General features: G+C 43.0%; 22 protein-coding genes and 2 tRNA genes. 3 read left to right on the top strand and 21 right to left on the bottom strand.

Features of this window, described 5'->3' with window-relative positions; all coding sequences use genetic code 11:
* Window positions 1-19 precede the first annotated feature (19 nt).
* The 15 genes from smpB to C825_RS09595 all read right to left on the bottom strand — a co-directional run bounded on the left by smpB (window position 20) and on the right by C825_RS09595 (window position 12,618).
* Window positions 20-481 (bottom strand): SsrA-binding protein, encoded by a 462-nt coding sequence (smpB, locus tag C825_RS09665; RefSeq protein WP_007657455.1) that lies wholly within the window; start codon window positions 479-481, stop codon window positions 20-22.
* Window positions 482-494: 13 nt separating this feature from the next.
* Window positions 495-1,061, bottom strand: a complete 567-nt coding sequence (locus tag C825_RS09660; RefSeq protein WP_007657454.1) for a YIP1 family protein — start codon at window positions 1,059-1,061, stop codon at window positions 495-497.
* Between the two features lie 58 nt (window positions 1,062-1,119).
* Window positions 1,120-1,884 carry a hypothetical protein gene (locus C825_RS09655; RefSeq protein WP_007657453.1) on the bottom strand — a complete coding sequence of 255 codons (765 nt, stop codon included), beginning with the start codon at window positions 1,882-1,884 and terminating at the stop codon, window positions 1,120-1,122.
* Between the two features lie 152 nt (window positions 1,885-2,036).
* A complete protein-coding gene (gene lysA, locus C825_RS09650) occupies window positions 2,037-3,194 on the bottom strand; it encodes a diaminopimelate decarboxylase (protein WP_010802325.1) in 1,158 nt (385 codons plus the stop codon).
* A 61-nt stretch (window positions 3,195-3,255) separates the two neighbouring features.
* Window positions 3,256-4,572, bottom strand: coding sequence for an aspartate kinase (locus tag C825_RS09645; RefSeq protein ID WP_007657450.1), 1,317 nt, complete (start codon window positions 4,570-4,572; stop codon window positions 3,256-3,258).
* 66 nt (window positions 4,573-4,638) lie between these two features.
* Window positions 4,639-5,316, bottom strand: a complete 678-nt coding sequence (locus C825_RS09640) for a cell division ATP-binding protein FtsE (RefSeq protein ID WP_007657449.1) — start codon at window positions 5,314-5,316, stop codon at window positions 4,639-4,641.
* Between the two features lie 6 nt (window positions 5,317-5,322).
* The gene (gene hisIE / locus C825_RS09635; protein WP_007657448.1) at window positions 5,323-5,919 is read right to left on the bottom strand and encodes a bifunctional phosphoribosyl-AMP cyclohydrolase/phosphoribosyl-ATP diphosphatase HisIE; all 597 of its coding nucleotides are present in this window, start codon (window positions 5,917-5,919) and stop codon (window positions 5,323-5,325) included.
* 13 nt (window positions 5,920-5,932) lie between these two features.
* Window positions 5,933-6,688 (bottom strand): imidazole glycerol phosphate synthase subunit HisF, encoded by a 756-nt coding sequence (gene hisF / locus C825_RS09630; protein WP_010802324.1) that lies wholly within the window; start codon window positions 6,686-6,688, stop codon window positions 5,933-5,935.
* A gap of 20 nt (window positions 6,689-6,708) precedes the next feature.
* The gene (hisA, locus tag C825_RS09625; RefSeq protein ID WP_007657444.1) at window positions 6,709-7,428 is read right to left on the bottom strand and encodes a 1-(5-phosphoribosyl)-5-[(5-phosphoribosylamino)methylideneamino]imidazole-4-carboxamide isomerase; all 720 of its coding nucleotides are present in this window, start codon (window positions 7,426-7,428) and stop codon (window positions 6,709-6,711) included.
* Window positions 7,429-7,434: 6 nt separating this feature from the next.
* The gene (gene hisH, locus C825_RS09620; protein WP_007657442.1) at window positions 7,435-8,025 is read right to left on the bottom strand and encodes an imidazole glycerol phosphate synthase subunit HisH; all 591 of its coding nucleotides are present in this window, start codon (window positions 8,023-8,025) and stop codon (window positions 7,435-7,437) included.
* 213 nt (window positions 8,026-8,238) lie between these two features.
* Window positions 8,239-8,315 (bottom strand) — tRNA-Asp (locus C825_RS09615).
* Window positions 8,316-8,352: 37 nt separating this feature from the next.
* Window positions 8,353-8,426 (bottom strand) — tRNA-Asp (locus C825_RS09610).
* 181 nt (window positions 8,427-8,607) lie between these two features.
* Window positions 8,608-9,645, bottom strand: coding sequence for an NHL repeat-containing protein (locus C825_RS09605; RefSeq protein ID WP_010802322.1), 1,038 nt, complete (start codon window positions 9,643-9,645; stop codon window positions 8,608-8,610).
* Window positions 9,646-9,672: 27 nt separating this feature from the next.
* On the bottom strand, window positions 9,673-11,751 hold the full coding sequence (locus tag C825_RS09600) for an NHL repeat-containing protein (protein WP_010802321.1): 2,079 nt from the start codon (window positions 11,749-11,751) through the stop codon (window positions 9,673-9,675).
* Between the two features lie 114 nt (window positions 11,752-11,865).
* Window positions 11,866-12,618 carry a GNAT family N-acetyltransferase gene (locus C825_RS09595; protein ID WP_010802320.1) on the bottom strand — a complete coding sequence of 251 codons (753 nt, stop codon included), beginning with the start codon at window positions 12,616-12,618 and terminating at the stop codon, window positions 11,866-11,868.
* Between the two features lie 40 nt (window positions 12,619-12,658).
* On the opposite strand from C825_RS09595, the gene C825_RS09590 reads away from it, so the two are divergent.
* The 3 genes from C825_RS09590 (at window position 12,659) to C825_RS09580 (ending at window position 14,566) form a co-directional block, all read left to right on the top strand.
* Window positions 12,659-12,952, top strand: coding sequence for a hypothetical protein (locus C825_RS09590; RefSeq protein WP_010802319.1), 294 nt, complete (start codon window positions 12,659-12,661; stop codon window positions 12,950-12,952).
* Window positions 12,953-13,536: 584 nt separating this feature from the next.
* Entirely contained in the window at window positions 13,537-13,851 is a 315-nt protein-coding gene (trxA, locus tag C825_RS09585) for a thioredoxin (RefSeq protein WP_472464446.1), read from the top strand.
* A gap of 55 nt (window positions 13,852-13,906) precedes the next feature.
* A complete protein-coding gene (locus tag C825_RS09580; RefSeq protein ID WP_010802317.1) occupies window positions 13,907-14,566 on the top strand; it encodes a suppressor of fused domain protein in 660 nt (219 codons plus the stop codon).
* Window positions 14,567-14,637: 71 nt separating this feature from the next.
* Here C825_RS09580 and C825_RS09575 read toward each other — a convergent pair whose 3' ends face one another.
* The 6 genes from C825_RS09575 to C825_RS09550 all read right to left on the bottom strand — a co-directional run bounded on the left by C825_RS09575 (window position 14,638) and on the right by C825_RS09550 (window position 20,765).
* The gene (locus tag C825_RS09575; RefSeq protein WP_007657423.1) at window positions 14,638-15,405 is read right to left on the bottom strand and encodes a BFO_2992 family lipoprotein; all 768 of its coding nucleotides are present in this window, start codon (window positions 15,403-15,405) and stop codon (window positions 14,638-14,640) included.
* A gap of 42 nt (window positions 15,406-15,447) precedes the next feature.
* Window positions 15,448-16,704: a porin family protein gene (locus tag C825_RS09570; protein WP_010802316.1), complete on the bottom strand. Its 1,257-nt coding sequence runs from the start codon at window positions 16,702-16,704 to the stop codon at window positions 15,448-15,450.
* Window positions 16,705-16,713: 9 nt separating this feature from the next.
* Complete coding sequence (locus C825_RS09565; protein WP_007657421.1) at window positions 16,714-17,241, bottom strand: RNA polymerase sigma factor; 528 nt, start codon at window positions 17,239-17,241, stop codon at window positions 16,714-16,716.
* A 187-nt stretch (window positions 17,242-17,428) separates the two neighbouring features.
* Window positions 17,429-17,761, bottom strand: a complete 333-nt coding sequence (locus tag C825_RS09560) for a cation transporter (RefSeq protein ID WP_007657419.1) — start codon at window positions 17,759-17,761, stop codon at window positions 17,429-17,431.
* A gap of 37 nt (window positions 17,762-17,798) precedes the next feature.
* Window positions 17,799-20,009 carry a TonB-dependent receptor gene (locus C825_RS09555; RefSeq protein ID WP_010802315.1) on the bottom strand — a complete coding sequence of 737 codons (2,211 nt, stop codon included), beginning with the start codon at window positions 20,007-20,009 and terminating at the stop codon, window positions 17,799-17,801.
* 318 nt (window positions 20,010-20,327) lie between these two features.
* Window positions 20,328-20,765: a hypothetical protein gene (locus tag C825_RS09550; protein ID WP_010802314.1), complete on the bottom strand. Its 438-nt coding sequence runs from the start codon at window positions 20,763-20,765 to the stop codon at window positions 20,328-20,330.
* Window positions 20,766-20,781: the final 16 nt, after the last annotated feature.

The raw sequence follows: 20,781 nt of genomic DNA, 5'->3' as shown, positions 1-20,781 counted from the left end.
GAAACGGCAAGAATATTTCTTACCGTTTGAATGCCCTGTCCATCTCCCGCTTATCGTCACGGGCTTTGATGGAATCGCGCTTATCGTATTCCTTCTTACCTTTGGCAATAGCGACAACCACTTTCGCCAGCCCTTTTTCATTAATGAACATACGGGTCGGGATAATGGTAAAACCACTGTTGCGGGCGGCACTGTCTATCTTGCGCAGTTCCTTTTTGGTAAGCAGCAATTTGCGGTCGCGGCGTGCGACGTGATTATTATAGGTACCATAGAAATACTCGGCGATATACATGTTCTTTACCCACAACTCGCCTTTCTCCATGATACAAAACGTATCCACCAGGCTGGCTTTTCCCAGGCGGATGGATTTGATCTCCGTCCCCGTCAACACAATCCCGGCAGTAAAGGTATCGAGCAATTCATAATCGAAGGTTGCCCGCTTATTCTTTATCTGTATATTATTACTAATCTTTTCTTTCATCTTTTTCTAACTGTCAATAACGTAACCCCGGCATCAGCATGAATAAAACAAACTCGATCACCGCCGGTGTCAGCAAAATGATAACGGTCGTTATACCGGCAAACTTCAGGCGTTCTTTCTCTTCCACCTGCATGTAAGGACCGGCCCCTTCCCATACAATATAAAATGTATAAAGTATAAAGATGCGCAGGAAGAAAAACTCCGGCAACAGCATCAGTACGACGTTCAACGCAAACATCAGGGAGGATGAATAACCGACAAAACGCTGGCAAAGTTTCATGTCTTTCTCTCTTTTGAACAATCCCTGCCAGGCTTCATTCAGCAAATACGCCCCGAGATAAAAACCTCCGAACGAAGCGACCAGCGTTTTGATCGACGACTTCAACGCCAGTTCGACATCAAATTCCTTCCGTGTAAACAATACGCCCAGAAAAGCAGCCACAGTTACCAGCCCGATTAACGGATATATAAAGCGCGACAAGAACTCGTCGCCCTTCTCTTCTTTCCTCGACAGCATATCCCAGGCCTTCCCCGGTTGGGATATGATGGCTATAACCCATTTAATTATCTCCTTGTACATCTCTCTGTTTTTCTATTTGAATGTATTCTCCCTATCCCCTCTATTTATCTGTTTTTCCTTATTCCGTCCTGCTGTTAATTTTATATTCTATCGGTTCCGTCCTGTCCCAGATACAGGCCGTCGTATCCTTATTAAAAGCAGAAGCATAATTGATCGCTATAGAAAATGTGTTACTGCCTTTTTCTTCCTCCAAAGCACTCACCATATTATAGAACTCTTCCACACTAAAGGCATTCACCAAGTTCAGTTGCTGGCCTTTAGGCAGTTCCTCCCCTTCCCCGACTTCAATTCTCGCTATCGCTCTCAGATATAAATTGTAAATACGTTTGCCGTCTTCCTGGGTATACAGGTTCTCAGGATTATAGCTTATCATGAAACTATCCTTCTGGTTCTCCACAACCGTATGGGTACTCCATAAAAACAGCCGGCCTCTGATATAAAAGTCCCTTCCAGTGATAGCTTTTGTCAGCATCTCGTCTTTCAATACAACCGTCGTATCCGTCCAGTTTTTATCCACAGGCCACAAATCCACAGGAACAGGATTTTCTATCAACTCGATAGACAAACTATCCGAATTCTGTAACTCAGGAGCAGCCGAATCAAATGAATATTGTATCAGAAAACAATCGCCATTATTCCCACTTACGCCTAAATTGGTACCATAAAGGAAACGCCCGCCCTCAACAAAGAAGCCCTGGGTCGGACGGGTCTGATACACAGCTTCCTGCTCCCCTACGGTGATCTGTGTATTCGTATCCCCCAGACAAGAGGACATCATCAACAAGCAAACTATGAATATGCTATATAACTCTTTATTTTTCATCACATTCTATCTTTACGAACATTCAAGTTAAACCACACCCCACATGACGGGATCGTACAAAGGTAGTAAAAAAGGAAACACAACAAACAAGAAAACCGGGAACCTTTGCAAAAACAAAGAAACCCGGCTTTCTCTATATAATTAATTAACAATTAAATCGTATCGGAATAGTAGGCTTTCGGAAGCTGGCGGCAGTTGTACTGGGAAGCCATCACCTCGCCGTAAGCACCGGCCGAACGCAAGGCGATCAGGTCTCCACGATGCGCTTTATTCAATTCTACATCTTTACCGAACACGTCGGATGATTCGCAGATAGGGCCAACTACATCATACAATTCAACCTCTTCATCACTGGAAATATTCTCGATCCGGTGATAAGCGTCATACATGGCCGGACGGATCAGTTCAGTGAAACCGGCATCCAGGATAGCGAATTTCTTTGTCTCGCCTTCCTTTACATACAGCACCTTTGAGATCAATGTACCGCACTGGGCTACTACCGAGCGGCCCGGTTCGAAATGTACCTGCTGGCCGGGACGTACTTTCAGCAATTTGTTGAATACGGCAAAGTAATTATCGAAAGCCGGGATCGGCAAATGATTCGGATGATAATAATCGATACCGAGACCGCCACCGAAATTCACATTTTCGATCCGGATACCACGTGCTTCCAGGTCTTCCTGTATTTCGTTTACACGAATCACCAGGTTACGGAAAGCCGACATGTCCGTGATCTGCGAACCGATATGGAAATGAATACCGATCAGTTTCACATTTTTCAGATTCGCCAGGTTATCCAGCACCTGTCCTAACTGGCTCAGGTTGATACCGAACTTATTTTCCTTCATACCGGTCGTGATCTTGGCATGTGTATGGGCATCTACTTCCGGGTTGATACGGAGAGCGACCGAGGCTACTTTATTCCTTGCGGCAGCCAGTTCGTCGATTATCTCCAACTCTACCGCCGATTCCACATTGAAACAAAAAATATCGTTATCCAGTCCCAGGTTGATCTCCCAGTCGGCTTTGCCCACACCGGCAAAAACGATCTTATCAGCCGGAAAACCTGCATCCAATGCCGCTTTAACCTCACCGCCGCTTACACAATCGGCACCCAGTCCGTTTTCAGCTATGATAGAAAGGATTCGCGGATTGGCATTTGCCTTTACGGCATAATGTGCATGATAGCCGTATTTGCCGGCTTCATTCTTCACCATATCCAGTGTATCCTGTAATAACTTTACATCATAATAATAGAAGGGCGTAGGAAGTGCCTTCAATTTATCTATCGGGAATGTTCCTTTGAGCATATTACTTTATTATATATAAATTAAAAAAAAGGGCAGTCCGGAAAAGGCTGCCCTCATATATTTAGTTGTTAAACAAATGATCGCTTAACGCCTGCAGCGCTTTCACTTTATCAGTGGCTTTCACCAGAAGCGAAACGTTGTAGTTGCTACCGCCATATGATATCATACGTACCGGAACATCTTTCATCGCCTGAACGATGCGGGCTTCAAAACCGACGTTATCCCATTCCAGGTCACCAACTACGCAAACAATTACCATATCTTCATCTACGGTAACGGTTCCGTATTTCTTCAGGTCGTCTACAATTTCTTCCAGATGTTTGCGGTTGTCGATCGTTACCGATACGCCTACCTCAGAAGTAGTAACCATGTCGATCGGAGTCTGGTAGTTTTCGAAAGTTTCGAATACCTTACGCAGGAAACCGGTAGCCAGCAGCATACGGCCGCTCTTTATCTTAATGGAAGTGATATTGTCTTTTGCTGCAACGGCTTTGATCTTTCCTTTTTCGGTGTTGTTGGAGATCAATGTACCCGGAGCATCCGGCTGCATAGTATTCAGCAGGCGAACCGGTATATTGTTCAACTTGGCCGGCAGGATACAAGTCGGGTGCAGGATCTTCGCACCGAAGTAAGCCAGTTCAGCTGCTTCCTCGAAATGCAGGTTACGGACAGGAGATGTTTTATCTACGATGCGCGGATCGTTGTTGTGCATTCCGTCGATATCTGTCCAGATCTGGATTTCATCAGCATTGAGAGCTGCACCGATCAAAGAAGCGCTATAGTCGCTACCGCCACGCTGCAAGTTATCAATTTCACCGTAAGCATTACGGCAAATGTAACCCTGAGTGATATACAACTCGGCATCCTTATGTTCATTCAGCAGTTTAACCAGACGCTCTTTGATATATACAGGGTCCGGTTCTGCATTCTTGTCCGTCCGCATATATTCCAATGCCGGAAGCAGGACAGACTTCACACCTGTTTCATTCAGATACAGGTTCATCATGCCGGTAGAGATCAATTCGCCTTGTGCCAGCACGACCTTTTCTTCGAACAGGGTGAACAGGTCTTTAGTAAAAGTGCGGATATAATCGAAATGAGATTTTACAAGTTCTTTGGCTTTCTGCTTATATTCGTCGGTACTGTACAGTTCTTCGATATGTCCGTAATATTTCTGTGCAAGCTTATTGATGATTTCATTTGCACCATCCGGATTTTTCTTGTACAGGTAGTCGGATATTTCAACCAACGAGTTGGTTGTACCTGACATGGCAGACAATACGACAATGTTACGGTCGCCCGTGCAAATCAATTTTGCTACATCTTTCATTCTCTGTGCAGATCCCACAGAAGTACCGCCAAACTTTAAAATTTTCATTTTCTTTTCCTATAATTAAATTGTTCGTTCCTTGCTTCTTTTGCGTGTGCAAAGTTACATAAAAAATTATTCACCGACATCACCCAGGCGTGCATTCTCACATTTAACTATACGGGCCGGATAATTATGCACCAGTGTGTAGTTATGTGTAGTCATTATCACCGCCGTACCCTTCTCACAGATGTCGTGCAGAAGCTGTACGATCTGGCCGCTTGTTTCAGGGTCCAGATTGCCGGTCGGCTCATCGGCTAATATCAGTTTAGGATCATTCAGGAGTGCTCTTGCTATGACGATACGTTGCTGCTCGCCACCCGATAGTTCGTGCGGCATCTTGTACCCTTTGTTATGCATACCCACCTGGTGAAGCACATCGTCGATGCGCTCCTTAATCTCGCTCTTTTTCTTCCAGCCTGTCGCCCGCAAGACGAACTCCAGGTTTTTGATCACCGAACGGTCGGTAAGCAGCTGAAAATCCTGAAACACAATCCCCAACTTACGGCGAAGATACGGGATATCTTTCCGTTTCATCTTACAGAGATTGTAATCCAACAGCCAGGCATCACCTTGGCTGATGGGGATTTCGCAATACAAGGATTTCAACAGACTGCTCTTTCCGGAGCCTACTTTTCCAATGACGTACACAAACTCCCCGTTACACAAAGTAAAAGAGGCATCGTGCAATATGACATTTTCATCGCGGCAGATTTCTACGCCATCCAGTCTGAGCAGTGTTGTATCTTCCATAGTAATTTATCCTTTATGTCTTTTCTTTAATTCGCGTGCCAGGTCTTCCAGACGAAGTCCTTTGCTGGTGAGTAATACGATCAGATGATAGATCAGGTCGGATGCTTCGTAGATAAAGCCGTCTTCCGTTCCGTTGGTCGCTTCGATCACAGTTTCAACCGCTTCCTCTCCCACTTTCTGGGCCATACGGTTCACACCTTTCAAAAACAGGGAGGTCGTATAGGAGCCTTCCGGCATTTCCTGACGGCGCTGTTCGATAAAGTCCTGCAAATATTTCAGGAACATGATATCTTCCACATTCTTTTCGCCGAAGCAGGTATCAGCACCTGTATGGCAAACCGGACCGGCGGGATTGGCTTTGATCAGGATCGTATCATTGTCGCAATCCACCATCATGCTAACCACCTGCAGGGTGTTGCCGCTGGTTTCGCCTTTCATCCATAAACGGTTCTTTGTACGGCTGAAGAAGGTCACCTTACCGGTTTCCTTTGTTTCTTCATAGGCTTCTTCATTCATAAAACCCAGCATCAATACTTTGTTGGTATTGTTATCCTGAACGATTGCCGGGATAAGTCCGCCCATTTTTTCAAAATCTAATTTCATCTTATTCTTGTAATTATATTCTTACATTGATTCCTTCCCTGTTCAGATACTGCTTCAGGTCGGCTATGCCGATTTCACCGAAATGAAATACGCTGGCAGCCAATGCCGCATCAGCCTTACCTGCCGCGAATGTATCACGGAAATGTTCCATCTTTCCGGCACCACCCGATGCAATGACCGGGATATGCAGGTTGTCCGCCAGGGTCGACAACGCCTCGTTTGCATAGCCGTCTTTCACACCATCGTGTGTCATACTGGTAAACAGGATCTCTCCGGCTCCCAGGTTTTCAGCTTCGGCCGCCCACTGGAAAAGATGTTTCTCTGTCGGGATACGTCCGCCGTTCAGATAACAGATCCAGTCGCCATTCTCATAATTTGCATCGATAGCCACGACACAGACCTGGCTTCCGAAGTTCTTCGCGATCTCTTCGATCAACGAAGGGTTGCGCAGTGCCGCCGAGTTGATGGATACCTTATCGGCACCGGCACTCAACAGACGGTCTACATCTTTCAATTCGTTAATACCGCCGCCCACAGTAAAAGGGATGCTGATATTTGCAGCTACTTTTTTGACTAGTTCGGTGAAGGTCTTACGTCCTTCATGCGAAGCGGTTATGTCCAGGTAGACGAGTTCGTCAGCTCCTTCCCGGCTATATTGCGTTCCCAACTCCACAGGGTCTCCTGCATCGCGGAAATTTACAAAATTAATACCTTTTACTGTTTTTCCATCTTTAATATCCAGACAGGGCACTATTCTCTTGGCTAGCATACGTTGATTTCTCCTTTGTTTCACGTAAAACGAAGCAGATCTTTCAAATCGATCTTTCCTTCGTAGATGGCTTTGCCGAAAATTACCGCCGGTATTCCCGCCTCAGCCAGTTTTTCTATATCTTCTATCGAACTGACGCCGCCGCTGGCTATGATATATATAAAAGGTAATGCTTCCCGTATTTCCTTATATAATCCGATAGCCGGTCCCTGCAGCATTCCATCCCGGCTGATATCCGTACAGATCACTTTTGTGATTCCTTTGTCGTAATACCCCTCGATGAAAGGGATCAGTTCCTTATCAGTAGTTTCTTCCCACCCGCTGATAGCAATCTTTTTATCTTTCGCATCAGCGCCTAATATAATCTTTTCGCTTCCGAACTTGGTAATCCAGGAAGTAAAAACTTCCGGGTTCTTCACTGCGATACTTCCGCCGGTCACCATCTGCGCACCGCTTTCAAAAGCAATCTCCAGATCATCTTCCTGCTTCAGTCCGCCGCCAAAGTCTATCACCAAAGCGGTCCGTGTCGCCAGTCTTTCCAACACACGGTAATTGATGATCCGTCCCTGACGGGCACCGTCCAGATCCACTACATGCAAACGACGGATGCCATGCGCTTCGAACATCTTCGCCACTTCCAGAGGATCTTCGTTGTACACCTTCTTGGTATCGTAATCGCCTTGCGTCAGGCGGACACATTTGCCATCTATCAAATCTATTGCAGGGATAAGCTCGATCATATTCTCTTACAGTTTTAGAAAGTTCCTCAGAATTACTTCACCGACCGAACCACTTTTCTCCGGATGGAACTGCGTTGCGTAGAAGTTATCCTTATGCAGCGAAGCACTGAACGGTAATATATAATTAGTGGTAGCAGCCGTATATTCATTTACGGGTACATAATAACTATGTACGAAGTAAACAAATTTATTCTCCAATTGTGCGGTAAATAAACCGTCTTTAACCTGAGTGATGGTATTCCATCCCATATGGGGCACCTTATCCTCATGACGGTGGGGAATGAACCGCTTTACTTCCGTGTCAAAAATCCCCAGGCACTCTGCATCTCCTTCCTCAGAATGACGACACATTAATTGCATACCCAGACAAATACCCAATACGGGTTGTTTCAGATCCTTAATAACAGCATCCAGTTTATGTTCCTGCAGATGAGCCATTGTCGTTTGTGCCTCCCCTACACCTGGGAAGATCACTTTATCTGCTTTACTTAATACTTCCGGGTCCGCTGTTATCACAGGACTTACGCCCAATCGTTTCAGTGCATAATTCACTGAGTAGATATTTCCGGCATTATACTTAATAATGGCGACGTCCATTTTTCTTTCTCCGTTTTCTTTTTTTATATTGAGTTGCAAAAGTAACAAATTATCATAACATATCACCGTATGGTTTATGAAAAGTTGCCAAACAGTATAGATTTGTAACAAACCTGTTTTATAAATACGTAATTGGAAAATGAAAAAAGCCATAACACACGAAACGCCCAAACATAAAAAAAGTCTGCTAATCTAACGACTAACAGACTTTTTTGGCGGTCCGGACGGGACTCGAACCCGCGACCCCATGCGTGACAGGCATGTATTCTAACCAACTGAACTACCGAACCAAATAAAATAAAAAGACAAAACATTATTCAAAAGAGGCGGTCCGGACGGGACTCGAACCCGCGACCCCATGCGTGACAGGCATGTATTCTAACCAACTGAACTACCGAACCTCTTCTTGGATAATCAATCTCTCTCGATTGCGGTGCAAAGGTAGATATTATTTTTAATTCTGCAATACTTTAAGCAAAAAAAATACACCAATATTTCAACCATACCTGATAGACAACAAATTAGAAAGCATATATTTTTAAGAAAATATCCACTAAACACATGCTTGTCACGCTTAGATACTTACTCGCGTATCTCTCCTTTATGCACAACCATTTTTACCAATGTCTGCATCGATTTATGTGTATCCGAAACCCATAACACCGAATCGTTCTGCGCATAAATACGAACAGGCAGTAAAAAAGAGTATCCTTTGATGGTCTTTATTTTTTTCACCCATTCACCTTGTTGGCTATCATATATATTGATAGCATCGTTATCACCGGTTGCATACCAACGTTCGTTACACAAAGCAAGCGTCTTGGGTTTAAAATCAAGAGAAAGAGACAGTTCGTCCATATCGATGGAAGTTCCGTTTACCAAATCATCATTTACCAATGTCGGATCGAGTACACGTATTTTCTTTCCCTCATAATCTGTAAGCAGAATATTCCCTTCTGCATTGAACTGCATATAATGGGGAGCAAAACCATTGTTACCCGGACTGTTATTTCCGGAAACTTGCCAATGACGGTTTATCTTCTGATAATTTTCTTGAGTAACATCCGACTCTTTATAAATACTGACCTTTCCGTTCTTGTCGCGTGCAAAGATAAGGCCATCTTTCACCGCAAGCGCTTGTGCCTGAAATACCGGACCACTCCATTGTCCATTTCCAATGCAAGTGACATAAGTCAGATCCGGTAGTTCGAACACATGAATGCGCGACTGCCGCTCAGCAACATATAATCGATTTCCTGCCGGAACAATAGCTTCGATCGAACTCCCGAAATTCTTTTCCTCATTGTCGAATTGCCATGATTTCACCACATCCAGCAATCGCCCCTCCTTTGTATTGAATACCAACAAACTGTTTCCTTCCTTTCCTATGTTAGCAATAAAAAGAGTATCTCCCAGATGTGCTACAGTATAAGGCGAGAAGTCCTCCAAGGCTTCCATTCCTAAAGTTTCCGCATTAACTAACTGTGCAGCCTCATAAGAATAATACCAATAACTATCATATTCGGGCGAATCCTCCTCCAGGTTCCCTATATCATCACTGCTGCACCGAACGGTCAGTATACCCAACAATACCAACCAGATATAAACATACATTTTCATATTCACTTTCATTTTTATGGGATCAACTTAGTTTAATTCATTCATAGGGATTGCATAGATACACGCTCCGCTCTTTGTACGGTCTATAATAAACAAGGTATTACGGCGAATACAGAATTTTTCCGGAACCTGCAAGGTGACATCTCCCACAACCGTGTAATCTTTCAAGATTTCGCCTGTCACCGGATCGACTTCGCAAAACTTCTCCTTGCCGTTTGAACTAACAAACAACCGACCTTCATAAAAATCCAAGGCATAAGGAATATTTGCATACGTCAGCTGATCGACACGTTTAAATGTTACTCCTTCACGGATAGCATCAGGGGTAAAGATATCTATACGTTTGGACGGATGAGTAGAATACAATAGTCCGCTCTGTTCATCTACTGCCATACCATAAGTACCGGCGGTTTCACCCAAATGTTCGGAACGGATATAGATACGCGGAGCCTTTTTCCCCGGTTCCAAAATTCGTTCTTCCACAATATCGATATAACGTTTATCATGAATCACAATCAGTCCCTTATAACATAGCACATCAAAAGCATGAACAGTCTGCGAAGGCCCTGTTCCCCAACTACCGGTACCGATACAAGTGATAAACTGATGGTCTGTCGCATCAAAAATCTCCGTTCGGCTACCCTCATGAGTAACGTAAATCTTTCCGTTAGCACGTGTAACCCCATTCGGTCGACCTGCAAATTTTTCCTGGGTATCCTCCCAGGTCCATTCCTTGATACTTCCCAAGTGCTTCTTACCACCGTTCGCTATACTGAATACTTCCAGGCTATAGTTATTATCGGCATCATTCACGACATACAACGTATCACCATATGCAAACACATCTTTCGGACGGAAAGTAGCTGCCGTTGCTCCCGGCACATCTGAATAATCCAACTTGAAAGTAACAGGTTCTCCATCGTTTCCCTCAGAAGTATTCTCTTCGCGTAGCGGTGACAACCCACCATCGAGGGCATCCAGTTCCGGATCTTCAATAATATACTTAGAAGCTACATAGATATCGTCAAAATACCTGTTTTTACTCCGGCGGGTATGTAAGAAACGGCGAGAATAAACCGGCAGTTCTTTCTCCAGCGATAAATCCACATATACATTATTACACAAAGTAGGCCAGCCTGGTCCGGTTTGTTCGTATGTCATATTTCCGGCATGGCCATATCCGAGACAGTGTGCAAATTCGTGAAAGATAGTCTCCGTAATACTTTTATCGTCGGCATAATGTTCCAAATAACACACCTCATGCATACCGAAGGTAGTTCCTCCCCCCAGCCCCATGACTCCTGTCGTATATCCGAAAACCAGTCCAGCATGATTAAGTACTCTCGTCAACAGGGCGCTTTTGTCGATCTCCACCCTGTCATTGTTACTATGCAACGGTCCAAACTCATACAATGCTTTCTCGAACTTTTGCGACGAGAACATATAACTCATGTTCAGCGCAATAGCCACAGCTTCACGTGTATGCGAAGCCTTCATTTTATATTTCCAGCTAGCCTGAGTATCACTATATCTGCCAAAAGCGATGCGCCATTTGCAACGAATAGATTGCAACCTGTCCCAATAAGGATCGTCAGACTCTACCGTGAAAGAAATGTTTTCTCCCGTCAGATACGGGTTTGCCATGATACGGATCTTTTTTCCGCTACGGGTATAAGCCGTCAAGTCTTGAGTGGCAAACGGAATACATACCCGAAGTTGCTGAAATGGCAGCACCTTTTCGAGCGACATAAACATGAACTCTTCATCATATCCATCAATAGTCGCCCAGATGGTTACGTTTTTCAACGCTCTGGGGCTATAAAAGCGGAGTTGGAAATTATGATCGTCGTCCAATTGAATCTGCAACGGCTGAGTGACATAGAAACTGCGCTGGCTCGAATCGAAATAAATATCCGGCGATTCTTCATCGTTCAACAAATAATACGTATTATCCTCATTATAGGCAGCTTCCGTCATCCTGACGGGCAATTCTTCAATTACAAGACCACCTTCATCGGGTAGGGATACTTCATCATCTTTACAGCCAACCAGCTGCAAAAGCATACCAGCCAACACAAACAGGCTAGTGGGAAATAATCTTTTCATCGTCTGTCTTTGTTTATAATTAAATATAATGCTCTTCCGAAAAAGGGTGCAAAATTAATTATTTTCGATGTGTTTTACCAGTATTCTTATTGCAAGGTAGTCAAAATTATACTTTCATTTCTTAAGTATTCTCTTCAGGTGGGTAACGTCTTGTATTAAATTCACCGTTTCAAATTTTCCTTTATAAAACACAGCCCAGTTATTGAAAACACAAGGCAATTCCTTCGCTTTTTGTAATGTATCCACCTGAATCAATGATAGAGGGACATCATTCATTTCGCAATATTGTCTGACAATCCCAATTTTTTGATCGATATAAGGACACTGCATATCATAATAAATTGTCAGCTCTTTGCTTTCTATTTCCAGCTTTTTTGCATTTTGCGCGAACTTCGGCATTGTTCCGTCAAAAGAAAGTGCGAGCAATTCATATCCGTTATCGGTAGTATCGACTACCTCAAAACCAAACTTTTTCGCAAATGACTGGTCGGAAAGCCAGGATTTTTGTTTTTCTGCCCCGAGCATACAGATACCGGATTTACCTTTTTCTTTGGCATCGGCTATACAATATTCCATCAATGATTTTCCATACCCCTTCCCTTTGCAACTACCCAAAGTCCATAAACAATAGAGGTAATAATAGTTATCCCCGATTATGGGAACCCAGGCTGTTTCCAAAGGAGCATATTCGATAAAAACCGTTGCCTTCGCATTTAACTTTCTAAAGACATGACCTTCATTCAGCCGGTCAGAAAGCCATTGACGCTTTGCCTCAACACCCGGATGTAGCTTTTTAGTGCGGATAATGCAGCATAAATGCTCATCGGCAAGATTTTCTGTTGTTATGTTTATAAAATCAGTATCCATGTGTATCTTCGTTTCAATAGTGTAAATGTAGTGAACTTATATGAATTCTGCAATTCACCTCAAAAAACAAGCAATTCGTCAATCTTATTTGAAACCCGCTTCCCCCCCCCATAGCTTTGCTGATAAATTATTAAACGACAAAAATATAAAGACGAAAAAGATCATTCAGATACTGCTTTTAGGGTTACTAGCTTATCCTTTATATGCACAGCAAACAGAAATCAAAGTTTCCAGTAAAGTAACAGATGTCAATAATGAAACCTTGGAGGGAGTAACCAGCTTACCCTGCTTAAAAAGCAGGGAAGACAGTTTGCTATTTTCAGTAAATATATAACTAATTTTCAGCAAGATAGTAAAAACTATTGCTTGACACCCGGGTCTTGATATCATCGACACCCGGGTGTAAGCATCGTCAGGATGGGGGTGTAAAACCAGGTGAGACGGGCATCCTGGCAACAAAAAGTCTTTATCCGAGTGAAGTTAAATCATAGTTTTGGTATAAAAAGCTGGTAAGCCGACGAATGATAAGGTACCGTATACAGCAGTAATGAACAGCTTTTATAGTCAAAAAAAGACTAACCGTTAGTTAAAACCCTGTTAAAATGACAGTTAAATGATAGATAAGTGATAGTTAAAAGCATCTACTATCATACATTAATCAACTGGAAAACAATATCATACACTAGAAAATGATAGTATGATAGTATGATAGTACATTTAATGAATTAAACCTAATGTATAAACTTTCACCCGACATTTGCCTATAACGCAGTTTATTCATACAAAGTTAATAAAACTCACCTATTAAACACTCTCTACCTACCGATGTCTTTCGTCATAGCTCTACCACACTGGCTAATGAACAACCACTACAAGGTAACTGTTATAAATAAAGATAAATAATTGTTTGTTGCAATCATAAATACTAGCAATATGGAAACTTTCAAAGATATCATACATGGAGATAAACCGGTTTTGGTTGACTTCTTTGCCACTTGGTGTGGTCCCTGTAAAGTAATGAGTCCGACTGTGGAAGCGTTAGGCAAGGAACTGGTCGGTCAGGCACGTATTCTGAAAATCGATGTCGATAAAAACGAAGCTGTCGCCAACCTGTACCGGATTCAGTCCGTTCCGACTTTAATCATTTTCAAAAAGGGGGAAATAGTCTGGCGTACTTCCGGAGTAATGGAAAAAGGAGTCCTTCTGGAACAAATCAAGAAGTTTATTGACTAAAATCTTTATTCCCGGAAACTATTTCTATCTTTGTTCATAACAAACACATACGGTTATGAACAAAGAAGAATATAAAAAATATGCAGAGGAACATGAAGACTGGGCTCCCGGATGGGATGCTATCGACGAATGTTTCGAAAAACTTTATCCCGGACAAGAGCCGGAACATTTCGGCACCAACATCATTTCCAGAGCGATGATGGGTGGTGACGAGTATCTTGACGGATACAGTATCTACACCTCCCCCAACGGCTACAAACATCTTGTCACCTATGGCATGAACGAATTATATTCCAACGAAGAAGCACTGGAAAACGAATTTAGCAAATGGGGATACGAGATGACCATAAAACTACCGGTCAAAACGAGTGAAGAATGTCAATGGGCCATCAGCATGATGAGCAACCTGGCTCGCTACACCTTTACTCAGGAACGTTGGTTCGAGCCACTGCAATTCATAGCAGGTAACGGACAATCCATTAATTGGGATGTCGAATCAGCCATTACAGCCTTACTGATTGTAAATGACACAGAAGTCCCCGGCGTAAATACAATCCACGGAAAACTGGACTTTATGCAGCAGGTTGGTATCACAGAACAGGAATTACAAGCAATAAAAACCGATCCGTCAAAAGCATCGGTATTAATAGAGTTAATGAGAAAGGATAATCCAATGCTCATTACAAATCTTACTCGTACTATAAATTTCCTCTAAATATATACAAACAAAAAGGGATCGCCTTTTATTTATTAGACAATCCCTTTTTATTATAATCGCAATCTTTTTTAATTAGTTTCCTTTAGTATCTGAGTTTGGAAAATCTGAGACTTACCCCATGTTGCAGCGGTTGTATCTTTATTAAACTCTTTGATATAGTTAATACGGATATTCAACGTCTCATTTCCTGCTGCTGTTTCTCTTGACTGTAAAGTTTTAAAATGACCATTTGTTTTAAACGCATAATAAAAAGCGTTATTACCTACGACACCTTTACCATCAGCATTCTTCACAACACGCAAAAAGAAATCATAAACACGTTTTCCATCCACGGTCTGAGGCTCTTGACTTGGATTATATTGTAAAATATATTGATTATCCTGATCTGCTGCTACTTTTTCATGACTTGAACCCAAAAACATAAAGTTTTTAAGAGTAAATGAATATGGAGTCATGAACATGAGAGTTGCATCCAAAGCAGCTATCTCATTAGGCATTATATTTGCAGTATCAACACTACTTGAAAAATGTCCTTTATTATCCAATTTATTTGTGACTACAGCATTAGAAACCGTTGCATATTTATTCGAACCATTATTCGCTGGATCATCAGAACTGTAAGTACTAGTAAAATAAATACAATCATCCGGTTGATAATCTTTGAATACAGGAGAATATACAGGTGTATAATCATCTATATAAGCCACCATCCTAAAATCATCCGAATAATCTATAACTCCAAAACCGTTTAAACTACTCTCATTATTACCATCCAAACAAGAGGTCAACAAAATAGTTGCTGCGGCAACCACGCCTAAAGATTTTAGCTTCTTCATTTTCTGTCTTTTAATTTTTATGTTATTAGTATTTGTTTCTTATTAAAAGCCAAACCGGAAACCGGCCTGCAGATTTACATTAAATGGTTTTTCGGAACGGACAGTTTCGATCGAACTGCCATTATCGAAATAATAATCAGCCCCTACTTCCGCATAAAGACTTACAAAACGAAGCAAAGGATAGCTTACACCGGCACGGGCATTCACCGACCAGAACCATTCTTTCATACGAATATGATCAGCTTCCTTTTCATATAATTCATTATGCATGTATTTTTTCGTAACCAATTTACCCGCCACATTCACTTCTGTCATGACTCCCGCTGCCGCATAAACCTGGAAACGTTTCCATTCAGCTATTCTATATGTCAAAGACAACGGAATACCTATAAAATGAAGTTTCTGACTCGTTTTATTATGGTATGCATCGGATGTTTCCCACGAAGAAGACAATAACGAATAATTTAAACCGGTTACTAAAGCAAACCGGTTATTTAAAGAATAACTCACTGACATCCCCAAAGAAACCGGTGTCTTATGTTTTACATTTGTCTTTCGCGCTGAATTCTCAAAATTAGCAGAATTCAAAAACAATAACTCCTGATCCGTAAGCGATGTATTCTTCAAAGCATATGTATTCAGTGAATTACTTGTTCCGGCAGTTACACTTCCGCCTCCCATGCCAAATCCCCATCTGCGTGGAGATACTTCTTTATCTTTCTTACCGACAGGAGCCGCATCCGCTATCAACGAACGGGTATCATCAGCAGAACCCACTTCCGGATAATCCTGCGCAACTTCTTCTGTTTCAACAACAGCAGTATTATCCGGTAGTGTTATAACTTCTGCATTCTCCTCCATATCATCATCTGAAGAAATAACGGCAGGTTCATTTTCAGCAACCTTTACAGTCGCCTTATATGTTGCCTGCATCACCGGCTGTTGCACTGCTGCAACCGGTGATGCAGTAATTCTTTCCTCGACAGGCTGTACCTGAGTAACAGACGCTTCCGTCTCTTTTGCCAGTTCCGTCTCTATTTTCTTTGTTTCCTGTTCGATCTTTTCAGCCAAAGGAGTCGCTTCCTTCTCTGACTTGAATAAATAAACGCCACTTGTTATCATCAACAGCGAAACTACGGCTGCCGCAGCCCAGTAGCGTAATGTCCGGCGGAAAGGTACCGGCGCTTTTACCGGCAAACGATCGGCTATGGCCTCCCAGTCCCCCGGCATTGTATCCACCTCAAAATCCTGCAATTTCGAGCGGAACAAATCATCAAATGTATCTCTTTCCTTTTCCATTCTTTCCTCTTAATACAATGCGTTAATCCTCTTTTGTAACATCTGTTTGGCGCGCGTAAACTGTGAACGTGACGTACTCTCCGTTATATTCAACATGTCGCTGATCTCCTTATGCGAATACCCTTCAATTGCGAACAGGTTGAATACCGTACGGAAACCGGCAGGTAACTCCTGTACCAGCTGCATCAGTTCAGCCGCCGACATATTGGAGATAGCCGAAGCATCCGGTTGGATCAGCTCCGCCGTATTATCCAGATCAGTCGATTCGCGCAGCACATCTGATTTACGCAAATATTCCAATGCACAATTTACAAAGATCTTTCGCATCCACCCCTCGAATGAGCCAATTCCCGAATAGGAGTCCATACTGGTAAAAACTTTAACGAATCCATCCTGCAGCAAATCACGAGCAGTCTCCCTGTCGTTCACATAACGCAGACAAACTCCCATCATTTTGCGGGAATACCTCTCGTAAAGCTCTTTCTGAGCCAGCCTGTCTCCCTTCCTACAACCATTTATCAGTTGCGTCTCATCCATTCAGTGTGTGCCTTCTCACCTCTTACGAGGCCGTACAAATATTATGATGTTATTCTCGTGCAAAACGCTGCATGTTTTACGAACTTTTTTTCATAAAAGAGGCGGACACATAGATCCGCCCCCTACAGGTATGCTTTGCAAAGATAAGATGTTCTAACGAATTTCCGTGTTAACGGATATAGACTGCTTACTTTTTTTTCGCAGGATCGACAGGGCATCCGGCTCCATCGTCTACAGGCACAGCCTCCATCCCGATCTTTTTAAAGGCTGATGCCAGTTTGGTTTTCGAGGTTTTATCCGGTTTGTAAGTGACAACTACCGTACGGGTAGTCAGGTCACATTTCATATCGGTCACTCCTTTTTCGAATGAGATATTCTTTTCTACTTTTTTCTGGCAATTGGCACATTCCATCCCTTCAACGAAGAAAGTAACGGTGTCTTTTTTCTTTTTTGCATCCTGTGCATAAACCGTAGAAAGAGTAAAAACGGCACAAATCAATGCTACTACTAACTGTTTCATAATGTATCTGTATTAATTGGTAAATATTATCTGTTATTTAATCACGGCTGATGTTGAAACGCAGGCCGGCATATATCTTCCGTCCGTGAACCGGTCCCCAGACCATCGAACCGTCAAAATTGTCTCCCCGCGGATTTTCCGCATCTATGATCGGATGAGATTGCTTATAGTCAAACAAGTTCTCCGCGCCGACATAGACGGACCATCTGCGAAAATACTTTGTAATTTGCGCATTCACAACTGTATAAGCATTAAAATTAGGCTTCCACAGCGGATTTGTCGCATCCGGTGTCGGCATCCGGCCTCCTCCGTTGAACTGTCCGGTCAAATCGAACTGCCATTTCTTCAGCGGGGTTTGATAAGATGCGGTTGCCAATGCTTTATAATCACTTACCAACGGTTTCTTCAAGCGCTGTGTCACACCCTCTGCATTCCGGTAATCGGTTTTAGCATCCGTATAACGGTAGGCGGCAGTCAGTGTAAACCCACGGAAGAAAGGATAGGTCGCTTCCACCTGGAAACTGTTTGAATAGGATTTACCGTCCAGATTATAAAAACTGACGGCATGGGCATCGCTATCCATATCGACAACTACCTGCTTCAGGAAGTTGGTATAATACCATTCGCCGGTCAGCGTCAGTTCTTTTCCAAACAGAGGAATGTAGAATGACAAATTAACGCCAGTGTTCCAGGCTTCTTCCTGATCCAGATTATCCGCAATATTCATTTTACGGCTACTGGATAACAGGAAATTGTTTTCTGCAAGAATATTAGCCGTACGGAACCCCTTACCGGCAGAAGCACGGACATGAAACCAGTCGAACGGATTATATTTAATATGTACGCGAGGCGTAACAAAGAAATCGTACAAAGAACTGTAATCTGCCCTGATGCCGCCTAATAGTATAAGCTTATCATTCAGGTTGTAAGTATATTGTACATAGGCACCCGGAACAACTTCCGTACGGTCGAACACTCTACGCACATCATTCTGCAACAGGTTCTCGTTAAAACCATCGTAGTTCATGCTCAAACCGGTACTCAGGCTATGGGCCGGAGAAAATTCCTTTTCATAGAGCAGGCTCGCATAGACATTGTTCTGATATACATTATAAGGAGTACGGTCATACATGGACTTTTGTTCATGATAAGAACCGGACAGGATCAAGGCTACGCTCTCCACCTTTTCCTTATCAATGATATAAGCCTGTTTGGTATATAACTCCGCCCGGTTCGTATTCAACTGCACACGATACGGATCCGTAAAATCATGATGTTTGGTGGCCTGCCCTCCCGTACGGCTTTCGTGCAGATAACGAACCCCATACTGGGCTACATAGTTATCCAGTTTGTGATACCAGCGGTTCATCAGGTTGACCTGTTCTCTTAAAGGTGTATCCAGAAAACCGTCATCATTACCGTCATGCTGTTTCTTATCATTCGAATAATGCACTAATAAACCGGTCGAAACCTTATCATTGATATGCCAGGAAGCATCCGCATTTCCTTCGTACCGTCCGGCATCACTACCGAACAGGTTTACAGAAAAAATATCAGCCGTAGGCGGTTTCTTAAATTCAACATTGATCTGCCCGGCTAATGCCTCATATCCGTTCTTTACGGAAGAGGTTCCTTTGGAGACCTGGATACTTTCCATCCAGGCACCCGGAACATAATCCAAGCCGTATAAGGAAGCTGCTCCACGGAAATTCGGATAGTTTTCCGTCAGCATCTGCACATATGTTCCGGCCAATCCCAACAGCTTAATCTGGCGAGCTCCGGTTGCTGCATCGGCATAAGACACATCCACAGAAGGATTTGTCTCAAAACTTTCCGCCAGATTACAACAGGCAGCACGGCAAAGTTCATCATAGGTGATCTTCTGAGTTTGCAACACACTGGTACGCGAAGCGATTGTTCCTATTTTACGCTCGCTGATCACGACTTCCTCTAAGGCTACTTCGCCTTTCAGCTTTATAACCAGAGGTTCATCTGTATTCGTTACCGGCATGACAAACGTTTCATAACCGATATAACTTACAACCAGTTTGTTTGTACTTTTTCTTGTTTTCAGTTCAAATGCGCCGTCTACATCGGTAGTCGTGCCTTGTTGGGTCCCTTCCCAATAAACATTCGCCCCGATGATCGGCTGGTTGTTATCATCAAACACATGCCCTTTTACTTCCTCCGCCTGGGCAAAAACTGCGCAGAAAGTCAATATTATAATAAGATAGAGTTGTTTCAACATGTCTTACATTTGAGTTATAATCATTAATTCAGAGGAAGCAGAGCTTCCTTTTGGGATCGCCAAAACCACCTGTTATATAGGTATCAGTCTCTTACACAACTATCTGTATCGGCCATCCTAAGAGAACGCGTTGCGTTCTTGTCAAGGCCTCAGCGGATGAACGTCCGCGAAGGGGAAAGATGGAGCGGTAGGAGCATCTGCTGTTTGAGCGAAGCGAGTTCAGATGCGACAGCGGAATCTTTCACCGAAGCAGTGAAGCCGGTGCAGCCTTGATCTTTTGACTACTTTTCCATCAAGGGAAAAGTAGATAAAGACCTGCTAAATCAAAAGTGTAGTCAATAAATTCAAATAAATACGGGGACAGACAAAAGGTGGTCCATCCTGATTCTGTGCTATAAATTCTTTTATGGAAGGAACCGGCACGAGTGAGGCTAAGGAAGAGCCAAACGACAAGAGGTCGACCACTACCGGCTGTAATTCTACAATGGGGTTATTAAAACTGCTCCAGTCAAAACTGATGCGTTCCAGGTCACAACAGTCATCTTCACAGCAGCCGGAAGAACATACAGGTGCTTCTGCCGCCTCATCACAACAGCCATGACCATGCACTTCACAGCAATTATCATTCAATAAAACTGCAACACCTTCCGTACGGCAATCGCCACAACAGTAGGTAATAAAGTTCACTCCGGCCCCTCCATAAAAAATAAGAGACGCCAGAAAAACGATAAACAAATATGTTACAGCTTTTTTCATTCAGCACAAAGATAGT

This window comes from Parabacteroides sp. ASF519, from assembly GCF_000364265.2.
Taxonomy (GTDB): Bacteria; Bacteroidota; Bacteroidia; order Bacteroidales; family Tannerellaceae; genus Parabacteroides; species Parabacteroides goldsteinii.
This window is presented reverse-complemented; position numbering and strand designations above follow the sequence as displayed.